Source organism: Streptomyces caniscabiei, from assembly GCF_014930365.1.
Lineage (GTDB): Bacteria > Actinomycetota > Actinomycetes > Streptomycetales > Streptomycetaceae > Streptomyces > Streptomyces caniscabiei.
The window spans coordinates 840,503-862,545 of sequence record NZ_JABXWI010000001.1; the positions used below are offsets into that span (position 1 = coordinate 840,503).

General features: G+C 69.0%; 19 protein-coding genes and 1 pseudogene. 10 read left to right on the forward strand and 10 right to left on the reverse strand.

The features are described 5' to 3' along the window. Positions 1 to 84: 84 nt before the first annotated feature. A pseudogene (locus tag HW837_RS04130) lies at positions 85 to 1,139 on the forward strand (MFS transporter). Here the strand turns inward: HW837_RS04130 and HW837_RS04135 are convergent. Further along, complete coding sequence (locus HW837_RS04135; RefSeq protein ID WP_045558811.1) at positions 1,054 to 1,920, reverse strand: GNAT family N-acetyltransferase; 867 nt, start codon at positions 1,918 to 1,920, stop codon at positions 1,054 to 1,056. The pseudogene HW837_RS04130 and the gene HW837_RS04135 sit on opposite strands and share 86 nt — an antisense overlap. A 684-nt stretch (positions 1,921 to 2,604) precedes the next feature. Here HW837_RS04135 and HW837_RS04140 point away from each other — a divergent pair. Continuing rightward, entirely contained in the window at positions 2,605 to 4,074 is a 1,470-nt protein-coding gene (locus HW837_RS04140) for a globin domain-containing protein (RefSeq protein WP_093790319.1), read from the forward strand. Positions 4,075 to 4,105: 31 nt separating this feature from the next. Here HW837_RS04140 and HW837_RS04145 read toward each other — a convergent pair whose 3' ends face one another. The 5 genes from HW837_RS04145 to HW837_RS04165 all read right to left on the reverse strand — a co-directional run bounded on the left by HW837_RS04145 (position 4,106) and on the right by HW837_RS04165 (position 7,826). Further along, positions 4,106 to 4,588 carry an NUDIX domain-containing protein gene (locus tag HW837_RS04145; RefSeq protein ID WP_045558486.1) on the reverse strand — a complete coding sequence of 161 codons (483 nt, stop codon included), beginning with the start codon at positions 4,586 to 4,588 and terminating at the stop codon, positions 4,106 to 4,108. Positions 4,589 to 4,712: 124 nt separating this feature from the next. Beyond that, positions 4,713 to 5,618 carry a LysR family transcriptional regulator gene (locus tag HW837_RS04150; protein WP_045558485.1) on the reverse strand — a complete coding sequence of 302 codons (906 nt, stop codon included), beginning with the start codon at positions 5,616 to 5,618 and terminating at the stop codon, positions 4,713 to 4,715. A 187-nt stretch (positions 5,619 to 5,805) separates the two neighbouring features. Continuing rightward, positions 5,806 to 6,951: a cystathionine gamma-lyase gene (locus HW837_RS04155; protein WP_045558484.1), complete on the reverse strand. Its 1,146-nt coding sequence runs from the start codon at positions 6,949 to 6,951 to the stop codon at positions 5,806 to 5,808. Continuing rightward, positions 6,948 to 7,439: a low molecular weight protein-tyrosine-phosphatase gene (locus HW837_RS04160; protein WP_045558483.1), complete on the reverse strand. Its 492-nt coding sequence runs from the start codon at positions 7,437 to 7,439 to the stop codon at positions 6,948 to 6,950. Before HW837_RS04160 ends, HW837_RS04155 begins: the two co-directional genes overlap by 4 nt. A gap of 9 nt (positions 7,440 to 7,448) precedes the next feature. Further along, positions 7,449 to 7,826 (reverse strand): phage holin family protein, encoded by a 378-nt coding sequence (locus HW837_RS04165; protein WP_045558482.1) that lies wholly within the window; start codon positions 7,824 to 7,826, stop codon positions 7,449 to 7,451. Between the two features lie 57 nt (positions 7,827 to 7,883). Between HW837_RS04165 and HW837_RS04170 the strand changes: the two genes are divergently transcribed. From HW837_RS04170 to HW837_RS04185, 4 genes are all read left to right on the forward strand, one after another. Then, on the forward strand, positions 7,884 to 8,201 hold the full coding sequence (locus HW837_RS04170; protein WP_045558481.1) for a cupin domain-containing protein: 318 nt from the start codon (positions 7,884 to 7,886) through the stop codon (positions 8,199 to 8,201). Between the two features lie 162 nt (positions 8,202 to 8,363). Next, positions 8,364 to 8,576: a DUF5326 family protein gene (locus HW837_RS04175; RefSeq protein ID WP_093790323.1), complete on the forward strand. Its 213-nt coding sequence runs from the start codon at positions 8,364 to 8,366 to the stop codon at positions 8,574 to 8,576. 639 nt (positions 8,577 to 9,215) lie between these two features. Further along, positions 9,216 to 9,941, forward strand: a complete 726-nt coding sequence (locus tag HW837_RS04180; RefSeq protein WP_060884028.1) for an IclR family transcriptional regulator — start codon at positions 9,216 to 9,218, stop codon at positions 9,939 to 9,941. A 97-nt stretch (positions 9,942 to 10,038) separates the two neighbouring features. Continuing rightward, entirely contained in the window at positions 10,039 to 10,476 is a 438-nt protein-coding gene (locus tag HW837_RS04185) for an SsgA family sporulation/cell division regulator (RefSeq protein WP_033530686.1), read from the forward strand. Between the two features lie 29 nt (positions 10,477 to 10,505). On the opposite strand, the gene HW837_RS04190 is transcribed toward HW837_RS04185, so the two are convergent. Beyond that, positions 10,506 to 11,996: a YibE/F family protein gene (locus HW837_RS04190; protein ID WP_045558478.1), complete on the reverse strand. Its 1,491-nt coding sequence runs from the start codon at positions 11,994 to 11,996 to the stop codon at positions 10,506 to 10,508. A gap of 220 nt (positions 11,997 to 12,216) precedes the next feature. On the opposite strand from HW837_RS04190, the gene thiC reads away from it, so the two are divergent. Next, complete coding sequence (thiC, locus tag HW837_RS04195; RefSeq protein WP_045558477.1) at positions 12,217 to 14,043, forward strand: phosphomethylpyrimidine synthase ThiC; 1,827 nt, start codon at positions 12,217 to 12,219, stop codon at positions 14,041 to 14,043. Between the two features lie 179 nt (positions 14,044 to 14,222). Here the strand turns inward: thiC and HW837_RS04200 are convergent, their stop codons facing one another. The 3 genes from HW837_RS04200 to HW837_RS04210 form a co-directional block, all read right to left on the reverse strand. Further along, positions 14,223 to 15,101 carry a hypothetical protein gene (locus tag HW837_RS04200; RefSeq protein ID WP_045558476.1) on the reverse strand — a complete coding sequence of 293 codons (879 nt, stop codon included), beginning with the start codon at positions 15,099 to 15,101 and terminating at the stop codon, positions 14,223 to 14,225. A 183-nt stretch (positions 15,102 to 15,284) separates the two neighbouring features. Beyond that, complete coding sequence (locus tag HW837_RS04205; RefSeq protein ID WP_045558475.1) at positions 15,285 to 16,364, reverse strand: metallophosphoesterase; 1,080 nt, start codon at positions 16,362 to 16,364, stop codon at positions 15,285 to 15,287. A 214-nt stretch (positions 16,365 to 16,578) separates the two neighbouring features. Next, positions 16,579 to 17,691 carry a LacI family DNA-binding transcriptional regulator gene (locus HW837_RS04210; protein ID WP_078853520.1) on the reverse strand — a complete coding sequence of 371 codons (1,113 nt, stop codon included), beginning with the start codon at positions 17,689 to 17,691 and terminating at the stop codon, positions 16,579 to 16,581. Positions 17,692 to 18,114: 423 nt separating this feature from the next. On the opposite strand from HW837_RS04210, the gene hisC reads away from it, so the two are divergent. From hisC to cydB, 3 genes are all read left to right on the forward strand, one after another. Further along, positions 18,115 to 19,194, forward strand: coding sequence for a histidinol-phosphate transaminase (gene hisC, locus HW837_RS04215; protein ID WP_093790324.1), 1,080 nt, complete (start codon positions 18,115 to 18,117; stop codon positions 19,192 to 19,194). 218 nt (positions 19,195 to 19,412) lie between these two features. Continuing rightward, on the forward strand, positions 19,413 to 20,921 hold the full coding sequence (locus tag HW837_RS04220) for a cytochrome ubiquinol oxidase subunit I (protein WP_045558472.1): 1,509 nt from the start codon (positions 19,413 to 19,415) through the stop codon (positions 20,919 to 20,921). A gap of 27 nt (positions 20,922 to 20,948) precedes the next feature. Beyond that, positions 20,949 to 21,953 carry a cytochrome d ubiquinol oxidase subunit II gene (gene cydB / locus HW837_RS04225; RefSeq protein WP_045558471.1) on the forward strand — a complete coding sequence of 335 codons (1,005 nt, stop codon included), beginning with the start codon at positions 20,949 to 20,951 and terminating at the stop codon, positions 21,951 to 21,953. Positions 21,954 to 22,043 lie beyond the last annotated feature (90 nt).

A 22,043-nucleotide genomic window follows, 5' to 3' on the forward strand; every position in this document is an offset into this window, starting at 1 on the left:
GACGCGCATGAGCGGGGCCAGTTCGGGGTTCTCGGCTGCCAGCGGCGTCTTTGGTGGGGCGCGCGGCCGCGAGGAGTTGCAGACCTGCCTCGGAGACCCGAATTCGTGATCACAGGCGTACTGCCCGAGGTCGCTGCCGGCTTCGATGTCTCCATCCCCGCCGCGGGGTTCCTCGTGACCGGCTACGCACTCGGTGTGGTGATCGGAGCGCCGATCATGACCGCGCTGGGCACGCGGGTGTCCCGCAAGGGGATGCTCATGCTGCTGATGGGGCTGTTCATCGTGGGCAATCTGCTCTCCGCACTCGCTCCCGCCTACTCCGTCATGCTCATCGGGCGGGTGGTCGCCTCGCTCGCGCACGGGGCCTTCTTCGGAATCGGCTCCGTGGTCGCGGCCGACCTCGTCGCCCCGGAACGCAAGGCCGGTGCGCTCGCGATGATGTTCAGCGGTCTGACCGTCGCGAACGTCGTCGGAGTACCTCTGGGCACGCTGATCGGGCAGTCCGTCGGCTGGCGGGCCACCTTCGCCAGGGTCGCGGCACTGGGCGTCGTCGGCTTGCTGGGCATTGCCCGGCTGGTACCCGAGCTGCCCAGGCCGGCCGAGGTCCGCCTCCGGTACGTCTCACTGGGCGTCCTGGCTGTCGTCCTCGCCCTGTTCTTCTCACCGCCCACGACAAGATCGCCGCCGCGGTGACGCTCGTGCTGGTCGGCGCAATGGGCTTCGCGACCGTACCGCCGTCGCAGAAGAGGGTTCTCGACCAGGCGCACGGCGCACCCACACTGGCCTCGGCCGTGAACATAGGTGCCTTCAACCTCGGCAACGCGCTCGCCGCCTGGCTCGGCGGTCTAGGCATCGACGCGGGCCTCGGTTACACGGCACCCGACTGGGTCGGATCCGCTCTCGCCGCGAGCGCGCTCGTGCTGGCGTTCGTCGCGGCGGCACTGGAGCGCAAGGAGAGGAGCGTCGGCACGGTCGTCGCGGGGTCTGGGGGAGCGGGCGCCCGGCGGACGCCTGTCCACCACCGAGGGTCGGCGGGCCGGCAGGGGGCGAGCCTCAGCCCGCCGCCACGGTCAGCGGGGCGTAGCGCCGGGCCCAGTCGCCCGGCAGCTCTGCGATGCCGTACGTCATCACGGAGTTGAAGGCGATCGGCTCCAGGCCTCGCTCCTTCACCCACGCCAACAGCTCCTCGTGGCGGACGTCGATGTCGGTGCGCAACGGCCGGTCCGTGCGGGCCGCGAGGGAGGCGACGAGTGCCTTCGCCGCCTCCGTGTCACGGGCGATCAGTGGACCGACGACCTGGTCTTTCAGATTGGGCCAGGCCGCGGCGTATCCGATGATCCGGCCGTTCTCCTCCGCGACGCGCAGTTGGTCGGCGAAGGCGGGAAGCCGGGTGAGGACGTGGGTGCGGTCCGTGCCGAAGACCTGTTCGTCGAGCCGAAGGATCGTGGGGAGATCCTCGGCCGTGGCCGGGCGGGTGGAGACGGCGGGTGCCACGCCCTCTGCCGTGAAGTGCCCGCGCACCATCTCGGCCCGGCCGGTGACCTTGAAGCCGAGCCCCTCGTACAGCGGCCGCCCGTTCGGGGTGGCGTGCAGGGTCAGGGGCGTCGTCCCCATCTCGGCGAGGACGTGGCGCATCAGGCGGCGGCCGATGCCTTGGCGGGCGTACCGCTCGGCGACCAGCACCATGCCGATCGCTCCCAGATCCGGGCGGCCCACCGGGCCGTACTCGGTGACCACACAGGCGGTGATCAGCCCGCCCGCGGGATCGTCGACGCCGTATCCCGTGCCGGCGGACAGGAGCAGCCCCCACTTGTGCTCTTCGCGAGGCCAGCCTCGGTCCTCGGACAGGTCGGCGCAGGCGGTGAGATCGCGAGGCGTCAGACGGCGGATGGGCAGAGAGGCGGGGAAAGGTGTCGACACGCAGGTCAGGTTGTCCGACACACGCCGTGGGCGTCCACCGGTTTCCCGTCGACGTACGCCGTTTTGGCCATCTCGCGCACAACCGCACAACGCACGGACGGATGTTTCACGTGAAACATCCGTCTCCGGGCATACGCGTGCAGGCCCGGTTGGCCCCGGTGCCCATGGCGTGGCGTATTCGGGGCGCCTGAACGGAGATCCACGATCGGCCGGTGAAGCCCGTCCACGTGCATCCGGCGGCAGGATCTGCGAGATGCCTATGAATTGGTGGGACGCGCCCGGTAATTGAAGGAATCGCTGATTCGCACCCGTTGAATTCCCGGTACGGCCAGGGGGGACTTGTGTGTGACGCCCCTGCCGGTAGGGTCGAGTCCGGTTCGTGTCCGAAGTGAGATGCAGTCGTCTCATGATGGGGGTACGAACGCAGCTCAATGCAGCCTAACCGGACAGGAAGATCGAGAACCTGCGTTTACCGTTACGAGGCGAGGGCGTTCGCGCGCTGTGGAACGCTGCGATGAGTGCTGCGGCTCACGCCACACTCTCACCTACTTGTCCGTACGGAGCGGGAACGCGGGTTGAATGTGGCCGCATTGGTCGACGGGGAACGATCGGGGAATAGCAAGGCCGTCCGCGGGGGAAAACGTGCGACTTCCGTCGGGAGGGCGTACGCAGATCGACCGAAAGATGCTTGAGGCGAGGCAGACCATGGACGCTCCGACCACCACGTCGGCCGGCAACGGTACTTCGGGGGACACTGACGGAGGCGGTTGGTTCACGCCCCGCACTTCGCCGCCCCCTGGCGGGGACCAGGAGCCGGAGGGCAACCGCCTCGCAGGCCTGCGGCCCGTGGGCCGCTTCCAGGAGCCGCCGAACGGCCCGCAGCAGCACCGGGAAAGCACCCAGCGGGAGCGAATACGCACCGGTGCGGACCTCCCTCCCAGCGCCCCTCCCAGCCCTCCGCCCACCCCGGATCAAGGCTCCGACCACTCCGTCTTCGATCCCCGGGTACCGGAGGAACGTGCCGGACACGCGGCGACCGCCTCCCCCGACGCCGTTCTCATCCAGCGGACCATGGCCGAGGTCGGACCCGTCGCCGACAAGGTCACCTCGTACTTCTACGCGCTGCTCTTCGTCCAGCACCCGGAGCTGCGCTCGATGTTCCCCCCGGCGATGGACGCCCAGCGCGACCGCCTGCTCAAGGCACTGCTGACCGCCGCCGAACACATCGACAACACTCCCGTGCTCGTCGACTACCTGCAGAACCTCGGCCGTGGCCACCGCAAGTACGGCACCCAGGCCGAGCACTACCCGGCCGTCGGCGAGTGTCTGATCGGCGCGCTCAGTCGGTACGCCAAGGAGAGCTGGAACGACGAGACCGAGGCCGCCTGGGTGCGGGTGTACACGACGATCTCCCAGGTGATGATCGACGCGGCGGCCGCGGACGAACTGCGATCCCCTCCATGGTGGCTCGCCGAAGTCGTCTCACACGATCTGAGAACCGCGGACACGGCCGTCCTCACCGTCCGCCCGAACCAGCCGTACCCCTTCCTCGCCGGGCAGTACACGAGCCTGGAGACCCCTTGGTGGCCGCGGATCTGGCGGCACTACTCGTTCGCCTCGGCGCCCCGGTCGGACGGGCTGCTGTCGTTCCACGTGAAGGCGATCTCCGCGGGCTGGGTCTCCAACTCGCTCGTGCACCGCGCCCGGCCCGGCGATGTGCTGCGACTGGGACCGCCGGCCGGCGGGATGACCGTCGACCACACCAGCGACAGCGGTCTGCTCTGCCTGGGCGGGGGCACTGGTATCGCGCCGATCAAGGCCATCGTGGAGGACGTGGCCGAGCATGGACGGCACCGTCCCGTCGAGGTCTTCTACGGAGCCCGCACCGGCCAGGACCTCTACGACCTCGACACCTTGCTGCGGCTTCAGCAGAGCAACTCGTGGCTCGAGGTCCGCCCGGTCGTGGACAAGCACGGACTGCTCCAACTGCCCGACGCCATTCGTGACCACGGCCCTTGGAACGGGTACGACGCCTACCTCTCCGGCCCGCCCGGCATGATCCGCAGCGGTGTGGACGCGCTGAAGGCCGCCGGAGTCCCCGCCGACCGCATACGCCATGACTCGGTGGAGGAACTGGTGGCCGCCGGGGACTGAGCCGGAGGCCAGGAGCAGCGCCGCCGTACGGTCAGCCCAGGTCGGGCGCGTGCATCGCCCGTACGCCCTCGATGTTCCCGTCCAGATAGTGCCGCAGGGACAACGGGACGAGGTGGACGGAGGCGATGCCGACCCGGGTGAAGGGGATGCGCACGATCTCGTACTCCCCCAGAGGCTCATCGACCTCGGGGCCGTGCCGCTTGGAGGGGTCCATGGACTCCAGACGGCAGACGAAGAAATGCTGGACCTTCACACCGGTCGCGCCGGCGTCCTCGCCGATGTGCTCCACGGTGTCCACGAAGCAGGGCACCACGTCGGTGATCTTGGCGCCGAGTTCCTCGTGGACTTCGCGGTGGAGCGCGTCGACGACCGTGGTGTCCTCCGGCTCGACGCCGCCTCCCGGCGTGAGCCAGTAGGGATCCATGCCCGGCTTGGTCCGCTTGATCAGGATCAGGTCATCGCCGTCGAGCAGGACGGCGCGGGCGGTGCGCTTGACCACGGGTCGTACGGTCATGGGAGAAATGTGGCCCCGCATGTTCCACGTGAAACATCACCGGAGCGAGGAAGCGCGGCACCCCGGCGCTCACGGGCGGTCCACGAGCGGCACCCCCCCTCTGTCCAGGGGCGCGGCAGCGCTCTCAGGACCAGTTCCCCGCGGCCCTCAGCAGCCACTCGTGCGCTCGCGCGATGTGCGGCATGGCCAGGGTGCCGGTACGGACCACCAGGAAATAGGTCCGCAACGGAGGTACCGGGGGTTCGAGGAGGGTGACGAGGTCCCCGCGGTCCAGGGCGGAAGCGCACAGGTAGCGAGGGACCACGGCCAGTCCGGCGCCCGAGATCGCGCACGCGATGACCGCCCGAAGATCGGGGACGACGACGGTCCCGGGGGCGGCGGGCCGGGCGTCGAAGACCGCGGCCCAGTAGCGGGCGATGAAGGGCAGTGACTCGTGTACCTCGACGAGAGGAAGATCCTCCAGCGCGTGCGCCCCCTTGCGCCCCGGCCTGCCCGGACCGATCACGTCCGCCCAGCGCGGTGCGGCGACCAGGACATGCTCCTCGTCGCAGAGGGGGGTCGCGGAGAGCAGGGCACCACGCGGCTGGGCGGTGGTGATGGCCAGATCGTGGTGTCCGGCGGCCAGGCCCTCCAGTACCTCGTCGGAGGGCCCGAAGGAGACCCGCAGCGCGAAGCCCTGGCCGTCGTCGCCGGTCAGCTCGGTGAGCGCGGGCAGAGCCCGCTCGGCGGTGAACTCCGGAGGGCCGGCGAGATGGAGGGTCCGTAAGGAGGAGTCGTCGTCGAGACCGGCCTCGGCGATCTCCACCAGCGCGTCGAGATGTGGCGCGGCCTTGTGGGCGAGCTCGTCGCCGATGGTCGTGGGTGTCACCCCGCGGGCCCTGCGAAGAAAGAGCGGGCGGCCCAGCTGGCGTTCCAGAGTGCGTATCTGCGAGGTGACGGCGGGCTGCGAGAGTCCCAGCAGGGCGGCGGCGCGGGTGAAGGAACCGGCCCGGTGCACGGTCACGAACGTCCGCAGCAAGGCCAGGTCCATGGTCGCCTTCCCTCCCCGCCGTCGGAGCGCCCAACTATAAATAAGTCGATAGGCCGCTGTCGCTACTGTGATTGGACACTGACACAGAGTCAACTAGCCTTGTTCGCGCGGTTCTTCGCGCGGGGAACCGGGACGGTCCGAGCCACGAGGGGGGAGGCTCGGACCGTCCGTCGTACGGAGCGCGGTACTAGTCGGTAGCCATGGCGAGCGCCCGCAGCACGTCCGCCACGAGGTCGTCCGTGTCCTCCGCGCCGGCCGAGAAACGGATGAAGCCCTCCGGGACCGCGTCCCCTCCCCACCGGCCGCGTCGCTCGGCGGTGGAGCGCACCCCGCCGAAGCTCGTGGCGTCGTCCACGAGGCGGAGCGCGTCGAGGAAACGGTCGGCACGCGCGCGCGTGGGCAACGCGAACGACACCACGCACCCGTAGCGCCGCATCTGCTGCGAGGCGATCTTGTGCGAGGGATCGTCGGGCAGCCCCGGATAGCGCACCCCGGTGACCTCGGGCCGGCCCCTGAGCGCCTGGGCGACGGCCAGGGCGTTGACGTTCTGCCGGTCGGCACGCAGCTGGAGCGTGGCGAGCGAGCGGTGCGCGAGCCAGGCCTCCATCGGGCCCGGGATCGCCCCGACGATCTTGCGCCATCGCCTCACGCCGGCCATCAGCGCGGGGTCGCGTCCGGCGACGTACCCGAGCAGGACGTCCCCGTGGCCGGTCAGCTGCTTCGTTCCGCTGGCCACGGCGAAATCGGCGCCCAGATCCAGCGGGCGCTGCCCCAGCGGTGTCGCCAGGGTGTTGTCGACGGCCACCAGACAGCCACGCGCGCGTGCCGCCTCGCTGAGCCGCCGCACGTCGCACACGTCCAGCCCCGGGTTCGAGGGTGTCTCGATCCACAGCAGCCTGGCCCCGTCCAGGGCGTCCAGCTGGGCGTCGCCGCCCGTGGGTGCGCTGCGCACCTCGACGCCGTAGGACCGCAGCTGTTCACCTGCCAGCGGAAGCACGTTGTAGCCGTCGCTCGGCAGGACGATGACGTCACCGGAGCGCACCTGGGAGAAGAGGACGGCAGAGATGGCGGCCATGCCGGAGGCGAAGGCCACCGTCTCGACGTCGTTCTGCCCGGGGGCCTCCAGTTCGCCGATGGCCCGTTCCAGCAGCGTCCAGGTGGGGTTCTGGTCGCGTCCGTAGGCGTACGGGCCCGTGGGCTCGCCCGGCAGGTGGTAGTGGGCGGCGAAGACCGGTCCGGGGAGGGTGGGCTCGTGCTTGACGGGCTCGGGCAGTCCGGCGCGCACCGCACGGGTGCCCTCGCCGGGACCCGAAGCGGGGTTCTCGGTGCTCATGCGGCCCCCACCTCCACCTTCTCGCGTACGGCGGCCAGCAGGCCCGGGCTCGCGGCCTCCACGAGCTCCAGACACTCCTCGAACCCGTCCATGCCCCCGTAGTAGGGGTCCGGAACGTCGAGGTCGTCCCCGGCGGCGGGGTCGTAGGAGCGCAGGAGCCGGACCTTGTCCGCGTCCGCCGCCGTCGGCGCGAGGCGGCGCAGGGCCTTGAGGTGGCCCTCGTCGAGGGCCACGACGAGGTCGAGGCGGGAGAACCACGAGACCTGGAACTGCCGGGCCGCGTGGACGCTGTCGTAGCCGTGCGACTCCAGGACCGCGACCGTACGCGGATCGGCGGCGTCACCCTCGTGCCAGCCTCCGGTGCCCGCACTGTCGACCTCGACCAGTCCGCCGAGCCCCGCCTCCTCGACACGGGCGCGGAAGACGGACTCGGCCATGGGGGAACGGCAGATGTTGCCGGTGCAGACGAAACAGACTCGGTACGTCATGCCGGAACCTCAGTCCCCGTCGGGCAGGACGAGGGAGAGTGCCCAGGAGACGATCGAGATGATCAGGGCGCCGAGAACGGCGGTCCAGAAGCCCTCCACGTGGAAACTGAGGTCGAGGACGTCGGCCAGCCACGAGGTGAGCAGCAGCATCAGCGCGTTCACGACCAGCGTGAACAGGCCGAGCGTCAGTATGAACAGGGGGAGGGTCAGCAGCCGCACGAGGGGCTTGACCACCGCGTTCACCAGGCCGAAGACGAGGGCGACCAGCAGCAGCGTGCCGACCTTCTTGCCCGTGCCGGCCCCGGTCAGTGTGATCTTGTCGACCAGCCACACCGCGACCGCCAGGGCGCCCGCGTTGGCGATCGTCTTGACTAGAAAATTCATCATGTGTCTGATCGTGGCAGAAGCGATCGGTACGAGTACTGGGCAGGGGCGACTAAGTCGATGAAGGCATTCCGGTTGGATGAGCTGGAGGCGGAGCGCGCCGCCAACGACGGTGCCTATCTGCAGTTCCTCCGCGAGCGGAACATGTCGGTCGGCCTGTACGCCCTCGACGCCGGTGAGCTCGATCCGCAGAGGCCGCACAACCAGGACGAGGTGTACCTCGTCGTGAGCGGCCGTGCCTCGCTCACGGTGGGGCTGGAGACGACCCAGGTGGCGCGCGGCAGCGTCGTGTACGTGCCGGCCGGGGTCGCGCACAAGTTCCACCACATCACCGAGGATCTGAGGGTCGTGGTGGTGTTCTCTCCGCCGGAGGGCTGACGTCCGTTTCGGCGTTCCCTAGGGGGACGATCAGGGACGGACAAGGGGTGCGAAGCCCCCGGAACGTCCCTGCGCGGCCCTAGCATCGAGGCAGGACAGCAGAAAGCCCGGAATCAGTGCCCCGGTGGCGGGCGACGGGTGGAGACACAAGGAGCAAGGGCGATGCGGGAGATCTTCGCGGGAATGCCGTGGTGGGTGAAGTGGATCGCGGTGCCGGTCATCGCCCTGCTGGTGTTCGGCGGGCTGATAGTCAGCGTCGTCCAGGTGGTGGTGGGCCTGCTCTTCAAGGTGCTGGTCTTCGTGGCCCTGGTCGGCGGACTCATCTATGTCGTCAGGAAGTTCACGGTGGGATCCTCGTCGCGCGGCGACTGGTGAGGCGTCAGCATCGTGCAACGGCTGAGGCGTGAGTGGGTGAGGCCGGTCAGGGGCGCGCCGGTAACAGGAACGTGAGGTTCCCTCGCCAGGGGGAAGTTTCCCGGCGGGGCCGTCTGCGGGCGGTGACGGGCGGCTAGAGTCCGGAAACTCGTCGCGGGCTCGATCCCCGCGGGCGGCGCATCTCCTCCCGTGTCCCTCGCACGGGCGGCCCTCCTCGCGCTTCGGGAGTGACCCTTGGCCACGGCTGACACCGCACCAGCAGAACCGCTCCATCCGTCCGCCCGGTCGCGCTCCCGGTCGGCTCAGAGCGCGGTTCCTCCGACGCAGCCGGGTCCGCGATCGACATCTGCGGCGGCGGCCGATCCGTCACGTGTGCGAGCCCCGGAGACGCACGGCCCACCGCCACCTCCGCGTACGGCGCCCTCGACGGCCTCGGCTCCCCCGGTGCAGCCACGCACTTCGCCGGGCGAGGAGCACATGCGGCGGCCGGAGTCTCCGGCGCCCCGGGGCGAGTCGCAGTCGACGGGGCTCGTCCGCTCCGCGCCGTCTCACGGGCATGGGGCAGGGAGAGGGACCCGCATCCCGTCTCCTGCGCCGCAGGCCGCGCCCGACACAAACAGCGGCACTCTGATCGGTTCCGTGCAGCGGGCGATGCGGCTGCTGGAAGCCGTCGCCGAGCGAGAACACGGAGCGCCCGCCAAACAGTTGGCGCGGGACGCAGGGCTCGCGCTGCCGACGGCGTACCACCTGCTCCGCACACTGGTCCACGAGGGCTATCTACGCCGGGAGAAGGGATTGTTCTTCCTCGGCGGGGCGGCCGAGCGGCTGAGCAGCAGCGGAGCGCAGCAGAAACGTCGCAGCACGGTGAGCGAGGCACTGGCGCACTGGCGGGACGCCCTGGGCGTGCCCGTCTACTTCGCGATCTACCGGGACGGCGAGATCGAGGTCATGTGCGTCGCCGACAGCGCGAACACCCCGGCTGTCGAGGAATGGGCCGATTTCCGGGAGACGGGGCACGCCCACGCCATCGGACAGTGCCTGCTGTCCCAACTGAGCGAGGAGGCCCGCCGCGACCACCTGGACCGCTATCCGGTGCAGTCACTCACCCCGTACACCGTTCGCGACGAGGAGACACTGCTCCGGCGCCTCGGGCGCCTCGGGCGCATGGAGCCGGTGGTCGAGCAGCAGGAGTACGCCCTCGGGACGGTCTGCGCCGCGATTCCCATCACCGCGGGGACGACCGCCGGGACCCTCGCCATTTCGCTGCCCTCGCACCAGGCGGCCCGGCTGTTGCCGCTGGCCCATCAGTTGCAGACGGAGATCGGAAAGCTGCTAGGAACACTCGCGATCTCTATCAGCATCTGAAAAATCACTCCTTGTGATCTCCCGTGTACTTTCAGCAAACTTCCAGAGGTGTCAGGCGGATGATCCTGGCCAGTCGACGAACACGGCGGGGTAGGCGATGCGCGAGTCGGTACAGGCAGAAGTCATGATGAGCTTCCTCGTCTCGGAGGAGCTCTCCTTCCGCATTCCGGTGGAGCTGCGTTATGAGACCTGTGATCCCTACGCTGTGCGGTTGACCTTCCACCTGCCCGGAGACGCCCCGGTGACCTGGGCCTTCGGGCGGGAGCTGCTCATCGACGGAGTGGGCCGACCGTGCGGGGACGGGGACGTCCACATCGCGCCCGCCGATCCGGAGACCTTCGGCGAGGTCCTGATCCGGCTTCAGGTGGGAAGCGACCAGGCCATGTTCCGGGTTGGCACGGCACCGCTGGTGGCCTTCCTGGACCGCACCGACAAGCTCGTGCCGCTGGGGCAGGAGCGTTCCCTGGCCGACTTCGACGCACTGCTCGACGAGGCGCTGGACCGCATCCTGGCAGAGGAGCAGAGCGCGGGCTGAACGTTACGGCGACGGGGTGCCGTAACGCTTCAGCGCTTGCGGCGCCGCCCCCTTCCGCCACGGGCCGGAGCGGGCACCGACGCCGCTTCGGAGGTGTTCGGACGGTCGGCGGAGACGACGAGGGCGGCCAGTGCGGTGGTCACCGGCACCGAGGCCACCAGACCGATCGAGCCGACGAGGGTGCGCACGATCTCCTCGGCGACCAGTTCGCTGTTGGCGACCGTGCCGACGCTGCTCTGCGCGATCGAGAAGAGCAGCAGCAGCGGCAGCGCGGCACCGGCGTAGGCGAGGACGAGGGTGTTGACCACCGACGCGATGTGGTCCCGGCCGATGCGGATGCCCGCGCGGTACAGGTTCCGCCAGCCCATCGCGGGGTTGGCCTCGTGCAGCTCCCAGACGGCCGACGTCTGGGTGACCGTCACGTCGTCGAGCACACCGAGCGAGCCGATGATGACGCCCGCGAGCAGCAGTCCGCTCATGTCGATCGTCGGGTACAGCCCATGGATCAGACCGGTGTTGTCGTCCGTGTTGCCGGTCAGATAGGCCGAGCCGATGAACGTCGAGCCCAGCAGGCCGATCAGCAGCAGCGAGATCAGGGTGCCGATCACCGCCACGGAGGTCCGAGCCGAGAGCCCGTGGCACATGTAGAGGGCGATGAGCATGATGGCGCTCGCCCCGACCACTGCCACCACCAGCGGGTTCGAGCCCTGGAGGATGGCCGGCAGGATGAAGAGGGTCAGCACCAGGAAGCTGATGGCCAGTGCCACCAGGGCCATGAGACCGCGCATCCGGCCCACGACGACGACGGCGAGTGCGAAGATCCCGGCGAGCAGCACCATCGGGAACTTCCGGTTCACATCGGTGACCGAGTACTGCAGGTCCTTGGGCGCGGCGGGTTCGTACGCGACCACGACCTCCTGGCCCTGTTCCAACTGCCGTGACTGGTCCGGCTGGACGATCTCCGTGAAGGTACGGCCCTTGTCGTCACCGGTGTCGACCCGGACCGTGGCCTTCTTGCAGGTGCCGTTCGCCTGCTGCTGCGCGGACGAGCCCTCGGCGGTGGACGTGTCGCCGGTCGGGGTCTCTCCCGAGGCGTTCACCGACGAGCAGCTGACCTCTTCGACCTTGGTGACGGTGGCCTGCTGTGTCTGCCGGTCGAAGCCCACCCCCGTGCGTTCGTGCGCCGGGGCGCCGCCGGGCCAGAGCACGACGAGACCCACGACGACCGCGGTCGCGAAGGGGATCAGCACCGCCGCGATGACCTTGCGCAGGTGCTGCGAGACGGGCGCGGCGGGGCCGTGGCTGTGACTGTGGGAATGGCCGTGGCCGCCGCCGGAGGACGGGCCCTGGCCGTGGCCCCCTCCGGAGCCATGTCCGCCTCCGGAACCGTGGCCGCCTCCGGAACCGTATCCATGGCCACCGTCGGAGCCATGCCCCTGCCCATGCCCATGGCCGTTTCCTGGGCCATGGCCGTGGGGCGGCTCGGGGGGCGGAGGCGGGGGCTGCTGCGTCGTGGTCACCGACCGATCATCGCAAGAACGAGCGATGCCCACTGTTCACCGCGCCACATCTGCCGCTAGCGTGGAGGCACCTTTGCACACGCGGGAGCTCGGAGCACCGGGCTGAGAGGGCGCTGACCTCCGCAGACGCGATGTTTCACGTGGAACATCGTCGGGCGGAAATCGCTGCGTCGACCGCTGAACCTGTTACCGGGTAATGCCGGCGTAGGGAGTAGGTCTCATGACCATCGAGGACACACGCACGCCTGCCTCCAGCCAGACGGACGGGGCATCCGCCGCGTCCCAGGGCGAGAACAGCCAGGGCGAACAGCCCCTGGAGGCCGGGAAGTCCATCGGCTGGCACAAGGCGTACATCGAGGGCTCACGCCCCGATCTGCGAGTGCCGGTCCGCCAGGTGCACCTCACCAACGGACAGTCCGTCACCCTGTACGACACCTCCGGCCCGTACACCGATCCGAACGCGGACACTGATGTCAGGCGGGGGCTGCTCCCCCTGCGCGAGAACTGGATCATCGCCAGGGGGGACACCGAGGAGTACGCGGGCCGTCCCGTCCGCCCGGAGGACGACGGGATCAAGCACACCTCGCCGCGGGGCGGGCTGCGCAACCTCGACGCGGTGTTCCCGGGGCGGCCGCGCCAGCCGCGCCGGAGCCGCGACGGCCGGGCCGTGACCCAACTCGCGTACGCACGACGCGGAGAGATCACGCCCGAGATGGAGTACGTGGCCGTTCGGGAGAACGTCTCGCCGGAGGTCGTCCGGGAGGAGATCGCCGCAGGCCGGGCCGTACTGCCCGCGAACGTCAATCACCCCGAGATCGAGCCGATGATCATCGGCAAGCGGTTCCTGGTGAAGGTCAACGCCAACATCGGGAACTCCGCGGTCACCTCCTCCATCGAGGAGGAGGTCGAGAAGATGACCTGGGCGACCCGCTGGGGCGCCGACACGGTCATGGATCTCTCCACCGGCCGGAACATCCACACCACCCGCGAGTGGGTGCTGCGCAACTCCCCCGTCCCCATCGGCACGGTGCCGCTGTACCAGGCGCTCGAGAAGGTCGACGGCAAGGCCGAGGAGCTCACCTGGGAGATCTACAAGGACACCGTCATCGAGCAGGCCGAACAAGGTGTGGACTACATGACGGTCCACGCGGGTGTGCGCCTCGCGTATGTGCCGCTCACGGCGAACCGCAAGACGGGCATCGTCTCGCGCGGCGGCTCGATCATGGCGGCCTGGTGCCTCGCCCACCACAAGGAGTCGTTCCTCTACGAGAACTTCGAGGAACTGTGCGAGATCCTCGCCGCCTACGACGTCACCTACTCCCTCGGCGACGGTCTGCGCCCCGGATCCATCGCGGACGCCAACGACGAGGCGCAGTTCGCGGAGTTGCGCACGCTCGGGGAGCTCAACCGGATCGCGAAGCGCTTCGATGTGCAGACCATGATCGAGGGCCCGGGACATGTCCCGATGCACAAGATCAAGGAGAACATCGACCTGCAGCAGGAGATCTGCGACGAGGCTCCGTTCTATACGCTCGGCCCGCTGACGACGGACGTCGCACCGGCGTACGACCACATCACCTCGGGCATAGGTGCCGCGATGATCGCGTGGTGGGGCACGGCGATGCTCTGCTACGTCACGCCCAAGGAGCACTTGGGGCTGCCCAACCGTGACGACGTGAAGACCGGCGTCATCACCTACAAGATCGCGGCCCACGCGGCGGACCTCGCCAAGGGACATCCGGGCGCACAGGAATGGGACGACGCGCTGTCGGACGCCCGCTTCGAGTTCCGCTGGGAGGACCAGTTCAACCTGGCCCTCGACCCCGACACGGCCCGTGAGTTCCACGACGAGACACTCCCGGCAGAGCCGGCCAAGACGGCTCACTTCTGCTCCATGTGCGGACCGAAGTTCTGCTCGATGAAGATCTCCCAGGACATCCGTCGTGAACACGGCGGCTCCCGGGCCGACATCGAAGCGGGCATGGCCCAGAAGTCCAAGGAGTTCGCGGAAGCGGGGAACCGGGTGTATCTGCCGATGGCGGACTGAGATACGCACGCGGGAGCGTCGCGTACGGCCGGGAAGTGGCCTCGTGCGTGGGTCCCGTTGCGTGGACGTGGTGGCTGTGTGCCCGCGCGGATCGCGACGCCCGTGCGACGAGCGGTGCTCTGCCGGCCGGTTGCCGGGAGAGCCCGCCGCCGCGGGTGGGCGGTGGCCGAGGCCGGTCGTCAGTCCGGCTGGTGTTCCGGGCCGCCGAAGTCCGGGCTGGTGAAGTCCGGGCTGCTGTAGCTGGGTCGGGAGCCGGCACTGCCGCTCTCCGGGCTGCTGCTGAAGCTCGGGCGGTTGTAGCCGAGGTGCGGCATGCGGCTGGGCGGGGCCGGACGGTCCGGCTCGAGCAGCAGCGCCGGACCCGGGTTCGCGAGGGCGTCGCGGAGGAACGGCAGGATGCCGCGCTCCAGGAGGGCCTCGCGCCAGGCCTCCCTGGCCCGGTTCAACTCCTCGTTCAGCTCGCTGCGCACTCCGTCGTCGAGGAGGGCGGTGGCGTTGTTGCGCAGGGCGGTCAGCAGGAGGCCGACCGCGGCCACCAGGATCGCCGCCGCGGTGACCGCGCCGAAGACCCACCCTGTGGTCAGGAGGGTCTCGGCGATCGCCCGCTCGGGGTCGAGCACCTTCATGACGTACCCCACGAGCAGGAAGAGCACTGCCGCGGTTCCGGCGAGGACAGGAGCGAGCACCGCGGCGACGGCACCGGCGCCGGCCCCCGCCGCCTCGGTGACCTCGCCCATGGTGGCGGCGAGGCTCACCGTGGAGCCGTCCGGCTCGCTGGAGCCGGAGGCCGTCCCCTCGGTGGCGGGCGTGGTGGCCGACGGCGGGCTGCGGAACTCGTCGCGCACCTTGACGTAGTACTGGTATTCGGTCGCCGCGGCGGCTGTGATGATCGCCGAGGCGTTGAGGGCCATGGTGCGCAGCTGTTCGGTGTTGAGCCGCTGGAGGCCGGCGGCGAATTCCGGGCGGTGTGGTGCGGAGCGCAGCGCCTCGCCGAGGATCCGCTCGTAATCCTGGCGGTCCTCACTGAGCAGGTGCTGCGGAACGCTGTTCATGTGCATCCCCCGATGCTCCGTAGGGCTTGTGGCTCGGCATGCTGACGAGCCGTCGGGCAGAAACGGAGGGGAGCCTGCTACGGATAAGCCGATGGTAGAGCGGTGACGGCAGGCGGTGACAGGGGGTTTGAAGAAATTGGCCCCTGGCCGGCGAAGTCTTCCGACGGGGTACGCCTGCCCGTCGACGGCTCAGTCAGGCAGGGGAAGTTCCTGGACCAGCAGCTTTCCGGCCATGGTCACACCGCCGTCCATGGCGACGGCCAGACCGTCCGCATAGGTGTACGGTCCGTTGACCGAGGGGCCCGTGCCGTCCTCGCCGTCCTCCGAGCCGACCTCTCCCAGGAGGTACGGGATCGGGCTGTGACCATGGACGATGCGGGTGCCGCCGTAGGTCTCGAGCAGCGAGCGCACGGCATCCGCGCCGCCCTCGTCGCGGAAGGAGAAGCGACGGGTGAACTTGCGGAAGAGGTCCCAGACCTCGTCCGGGTCGTTGCGTGTGATGGTCTCGCGGACGGTGTCGTTGACCGCCTCGATGGAGTCGCCGTAGTCGCGGTAGGCGGTGGTGTCGGAGTGCACCAGGAGGTGGCCGTCGACCTCCTCCATGGCGTCCAGACGGGCCATCCACTGGAGGTGGTGGTCCTGGAGGCGGTCCATGTCGGTCTTCTGGCCGCCGTTGAGGAGCCAGGCGGCCTGGAAGGTGGCCGTGCCCGCGCCGGAGTTGACGGGTGTGTCGCCGAAGCGCTTTGCGCCCAGCAGGAGCAGCTCGTGGTTGCCCATGAGGGCCTTGCAGTAGCCACCGGCCGCGGCTGCCTCGGCGGACAGGCGCATCACGAGATCGATGACGCCGATGCCGTCCGGGCCCCGGTCGGTGAAGTCGCCCAGGAACCAGAGCCGGGCGGTGCCCGCCGACCAGTTGCCCGCGGCGTCGACGAGGCCCTTCTCGTGGAGCGCGGCGAGGAGCTCGTCCAGGTAGCCGTGGACGTCCCCGACGACGAAGAGCGGGCTCGGCCGGTCGGAGGCAGGCTCGGCCGCCGCGGCCTCCGGGTCGATCACGACCTGAAGGGTGTCGCCCCGGTTGATCACCGGAAGGTCTCGCTGGGTCGGGGTGTATCCCTCGGGGTAGCCCTCGGGATCCTCCGCGGGCCCGGGGCCTTCGCCGGGGGCCGCGGAATGTCCGTACGGACCGGCCTCGTGAACGTACGCGGGCACGCGGAAGTCGCGCACCGTCGGCGTCCGCACCTCGGGTCCCTGACCGGCCCCCTGAGTCATCGACCCCTCCACCACCATCGCCCGCATCTGCACCGCATCGGACTGCCTGGTCGCAGCGGCCCGCGGTGTGTGCGCCCATCATAGGAATGCGGATCGCGCCGTGTGATGACCCAGGGGTGGTGAAATGGCGCAGGGCCCCAGTTCACCGCGGTTTTCTCCCGAATTGGGCGGGGCTCTCCCCGCCCGATCCCCGTTCGGATCCTCAAGTCGGGCGTCAACCCGCTTCGGGTGATCGTGGCGGGCTGACCGTCGTACGCGGCGGACGCCGCTGGGACGAGGTCCGCACGATCAACTCCGTCGGTATCACCTGCTCGACCGGTTGGTCCGATTCGACCCCCTCGATCGCGTCGATGAGGAGCTGGACCACGGCCGTGCCGATCCGGCGCGGCTTCAGCGAGAGCGTGGTGATCGGCGGCTCGGTGGTCGCGTACACGGTGGACTCGCTGCAGCAGACGAGCAGCAGGTCCTCGGGGACGCGCAGACCGTAGCGCCGGGCTGCGGCGAGCAGGTCGGTGCCGTTCGGGTCGAAGAGGCCGTAGACCGCGTCCGGGCGGTCCGGCCGGGCCAGCAGCCGGTCGGCCGCGATGGCTCCCGCGCACGGATCGTGCGCCGGATAGGCCTCGTAGACAGGATCCTGGCCCACGCGCTCGCACCAGCGCAGGTATGCGGTGGTGGAGAGGTGCGTGTACGTGTCCGTCGAGGTGCCGGTCAGGAGCCCGATCCGGCGGGCGCCCGCGTCAGCGAGGTGGTCGAGGATGCCGAGGACGGCGGCCTCGTGGTCGTTGTCCACCCACGCGGTGACCGGCAGCGAGCCGGCCGGTCGGCCGTCGGAGACGACCGGTAATCCCTGGCGGACCAGTTCGCTGACGACCGGGTCGTGGTCGGAGGGGTCGATGACGACCGTGCCGTCCAGGGCGACGTTCGACCACACGTCGTGCCGCGAGGTCGCGGGGAGGATGACCAGGGCGTAGCCCCGGGCCAGCGCGGCCGAGGTGGCGGCCCGCGCCATTTCCGCGAAGTACGCGAACTCGGTGAAGGTGAAAGGTTCATCCCCGTAGGTGGTCACAGTCAGGCCGATGAGGCCCGATTTGCCGGTTCTGAGAGTTCGGGCGGCCGCCGAGGGGCGGTAGCCAAGTCGGTCGGCGACCTCGCGTACATGGCGTCGGGTGGCGTCCGGGAGCCGGCCCTTGCCGTTGAGGGCGTCGGAAACGGTCGTGATGGAGACTCCGGCGGCGGCGGCCACGTCCCGGATGCCCGCTCGGCCCGACCGGCTGCCTCGGCGGGGAGTTTCCGCGCGGCTCACCTGGTGCTTCCCTGCTGCTGTCATGGCGAGCCGATAGTAGGGCTCATGCGGTGGGGTAGTGCGGACGCATATGCACTCGTTGACAGGCACGTTTCTGCAAGGTCATCAAGGGGCAATTTCCTTGTATTGCAAGGGAGTTGAACCATCCCATGTCAGGACGTGACGCGTCGACGCACATGAGCCTGCCAAGTTGTCGATGTTTCGAAGAGGTCTCAACTCACCTGGACGGGTGATGCGCGCTACGGCGTGAGCCACCGGCGCGTACGTCCATGAGCAGTGCGCCCCCTGATTCGTACCCCTTCGTGCGCTGATGCCCCTGGGGCGGGTGTGACGCTGGAGGTGTGGACGCCGAGCGGGCGCGGAGCGGACGTGGTTGTCCACAGGCCATTCGCAGGCGCGCCGAATCCTCATAAGGTGAGAAGCATTACGTCGACGAGGAGGACTGCGGTGAGCGAGACGAGCCCCAAGCTGCGAGCCGAGCTGGAGGGTATCCCCACCTACAAGCCCGGCAAGCCGGCCGCGGCGGGCGGCCCGGTGGCGTACAAGCTGTCCTCCAACGAGAACCCGTACCCGCCGCTGCCCGGCGTGCTGGAGAGCGTGACGGGGTCGGCCGCATCCTTCAACCGGTACCCGGACATGGCGTGCACGGGGCTCATGAGCGAGCTCGCGGACCGGTTCGGGGTGCCGGTCACGGACCTCGCCACGGGCACCGGCTCGGTCGGTGTGGCGCAGCAGCTGCTGCAGGCGACCTCGGGGCCGGGCGACGAGGTGATCTACGCCTGGCGGTCGTTCGAGGCGTATCCGATCATCACGCAGATCAGCGGGGCCACGTCCGTGCAGGTGCCCCTGACGCCGGGCGATGTGCACGACCTGGACGCGATGGCGGAAGCGATCACCGACCGGACCCGGCTGATTTTCGTCTGCAACCCGAACAACCCGACGGGCACGGCGGTCCGCCGCGCCGAGCTGGAGCGGTTCCTCGATCGGGTGCCCGGCGATGTGCTGGTGGTGCTGGACGAGGCGTACCGCGAGTTCGTGCGGGATGTCGAGGTTCCGGACGGCGTCGAGTTCTACCGCGAGCGGCCGAACGTCTGTGTGCTGCGCACCTTCTCCAAGGCGTACGGGCTCGCGGGGCTCAGGGTGGGCTTCGCGATCGCTCACGAACCGGTGGCGGCCGCGCTGCGGAAGACGGCCGTGCCGTTCGGTGTGAGCCAACTCGCACAGGACGCCGCCGTCGTTTCGCTGCGCGCCGAGGACGAGTTGCTCGGCCGGGTCGGTTCACTGGTCTGCGAGCGGAACCGGGTGCTCGAGACGCTGCGCGGGCAGGGCTGGACGGTACCGGAGACGCAGGCGAACTTCGTCTGGCTGCGGCTGGGGGAGCGCACCGTCGAGTTCGCCGGCGCGTGCGAGCAGGCCGGCGTCGTGGTGCGGCCGTTCCCGGGCGAGGGGGTGCGGGTGACGATCGGCGAGACCGAGGCCAACGACATCTTCCTGAAGGTGACGGAGACCTTCCGCAAGGAGCTGTAGTCGGGGTTCCCGACCGGCTCTGCGGGGCCGTCGACCAGGGGTCCGGAGATTCTTCTCCGGGCCCCTTGCCTTTTTCGGGGACCCCGGGGTCCCGCTTCGAACGGGCATGCCATAATTGCTTGTGAATGTGAACGCGTTCACAAGCGTCCTGGTTGTCCTGAGATGTGCGTGTCACCCGGGACAAACTGCCGCAGTGCCACGGCATGTAAGGAGAAGACGTGGATCTCGCTCTGGCGCCGGAGACTCTGGCGCGATGGCAGTTCGGCATCACGACCGTCTACCACTTCCTCTTCGTCCCCCTGACGATCTCGCTCGCCGCGCTCACCGCCGGCCTGCAGACCGCCTGGGTGCGCTCGGGGAAGGAGAAGTACCTCCAGGCCACCAAGTTCTGGGGCAAGCTCTTCCTGATCAACATCGCGATGGGTGTCGTCACCGGCATCGTGCAGGAGTTCCAGTTCGGCATGAACTGGTCCGACTACTCCCGCTTCGTCGGTGATGTCTTCGGAGCCCCGCTCGCCTTCGAGGCGCTGATCGCCTTCTTCTTCGAGTCGACCTTCATCGGCCTGTGGATCTTCGGCTGGGACAAGCTCCCGCAGAAGATCCATCTGGCCTGCATCTGGATGGTCTCCATCGGCACGATCCTGTCGGCGTACTTCATTCTCGCGGCCAACTCCTGGATGCAGCACCCGGTCGGCTACCGGATCAACGAGGCGAAGGGCCGGGCCGAGCTCACCGACTTCTGGCTCGTCCTCACCCAGAACACCGCGCTGACGCAGGTCTTCCACACCCTCGCGGCGGCCTTCCTCGCCGGCGGAGCCTTCATGGTCGGCATCGCCGCCTTCCATCTGGCCCGCAAGAAGCACATCCCGATGATGAAGACCTCGCTGCGCCTCGGCCTGGTCACCGTTGTGATCGCCGGCATGCTCACCGCGATCAGCGGCGACCTGCTCGGCAAGGTCATGTTCAAGCAGCAGCCGATGAAGATGGCGGCAGCCGAGGCCCTGTGGGACGGCGAGGCACCCGCGCCGTTCTCCGTCTTCGCCTACGGCGACGTCGACGAGGGCCACAACAAGGTCGCCGTCGAGATCCCCGGCCTGCTGTCCTTCCTCGCCAACGACGACTTCGACTCGTACGTCCCCGGCATCAACGACGTCAACAAGTCCGAGCAGGAGAAGTTCGGGCCCGGCGACTACCGGCCCAACATCCCGGTCGCCTACTGGGGCTTCCGCTGGATGATCGGCTTCGGCATGGCGTCCGTCGCGATCGGCGCGGTCGGTCTCTGGCTCACCCGCCGGAAGTTCCTGTTGCCGCAGCACCTGCGGGTCGGCGACGACGAGGTGCCGCATCTCGTCCTGCTGCCGAAGAAAGCCCTCGGTCCGACGCTCACCAAGTGGTACTGGCGCATCGCGGTGCTGACCCTGGGCTTCCCGCTGATCGCCAGCTCCTGGGGCTGGATCTTCACCGAGATGGGCCGCCAGCCCTGGGTCGTCTACGGCGTGCTGCGCACCGAGGACGCGGTCTCCCCCGGGGTCTCCCAGGGCGAGATCATCACCTCGATGCTCGTCTTCACCACGCTGTACGCCATCCTCGCCGTCGTCGAGGTCAAGCTGCTCGTGAAGTACGTCAAGGCGGGGCCGCCCGAGCTGACGGAGGCCGACCTCAATCCGCCCACGAAGATCGGCGGCGACTCCCGTGACGCCGACAAGCCGATGGCCTTCTCGTACTAGGCCGCACCGGGCCAAGGGAGCACAGTCATGGAACTTCACGACGTCTGGTTCGTCCTCATCGCCGTCCTGTGGATCGGCTACTTCTTCCTGGAGGGCTTCGACTTCGGGGTCGGTGTCCTCACCAAACTGCTGGCCCGGAACCGTCCGGAGAAGCGGGTCCTCATCAACACCATCGGGCCCGTCTGGGACGGCAACGAGGTCTGGCTGCTCTCGGCGGGCGGCGCGACCTTCGCCGCCTTCCCCGAGTGGTACGCCACGCTCTTCTCCGGCTTCTATCTGCCGCTGCTGCTCATCCTGGTCTGCCTGATCGTCCGTGGTGTGGCCTTCGAGTACCGGGTGAAGCGGCCCGAGGAGAGCTGGCAGCGCAACTGGGAGACGGCGATCTTCTGGACCTCGCTGCTCCCCGCCTTCCTGTGGGGTGTGGCCTTCGCCAACATCGTGCGCGGGGTGAAGATCGACCGCGACTTCGAGTACGTGGGCGGCCTCGGTGACCTGCTCAACCCGTACGCCCTGCTGGGCGGTCTGGTCACGCTGACGCTGTTCACCTTCCACGGGACGGTGTTCGTCGGCCTCAAGACCGTGGGAGACATCCGAGAGCGGGCGCGCACGCTGGCCCTGCGGATAGGTGCCGTGACGGCCGGAGTGGCGCTTCTCTTCCTGCTCTGGACGCAGATCGAGAAGGGCGACGGCGCTTCCCTGGTCGCCGCGGTCGTGGCGGTCGCCGCGCTGGTGGTGGCACTCGTGGCGGTTCGGGCGGGGCGCGAGGGCTGGGCGTTCGCCCTGTCGGGGGTCACGATCGTGGCCGCCGTCGCGATGCTTTTCCTCACGCTCTTCCCGAACGTCATGCCGTCCTCGCTGAACGAGGATTGGAGCCTCACGGTCACCAACGCTTCGTCCAGCCCGTACACCCTGAAGATCATGACGTGGTGCGCAGCCATCGCCACCCCGGTGGTCATGCTCTACCAGGGGTGGACCTACTGGGTCTTCCGCAAGCGGATCGGTACGCAGCACATCGCCGAGTCGGTGCACTGAGTCCCGGTGCTGAGGGGTGTTTGACGATGTTTCACGTGAAACACCCCTCCTCAGGCCGAAGAGGCATGTTTCACGTGAAACATGCCTGCT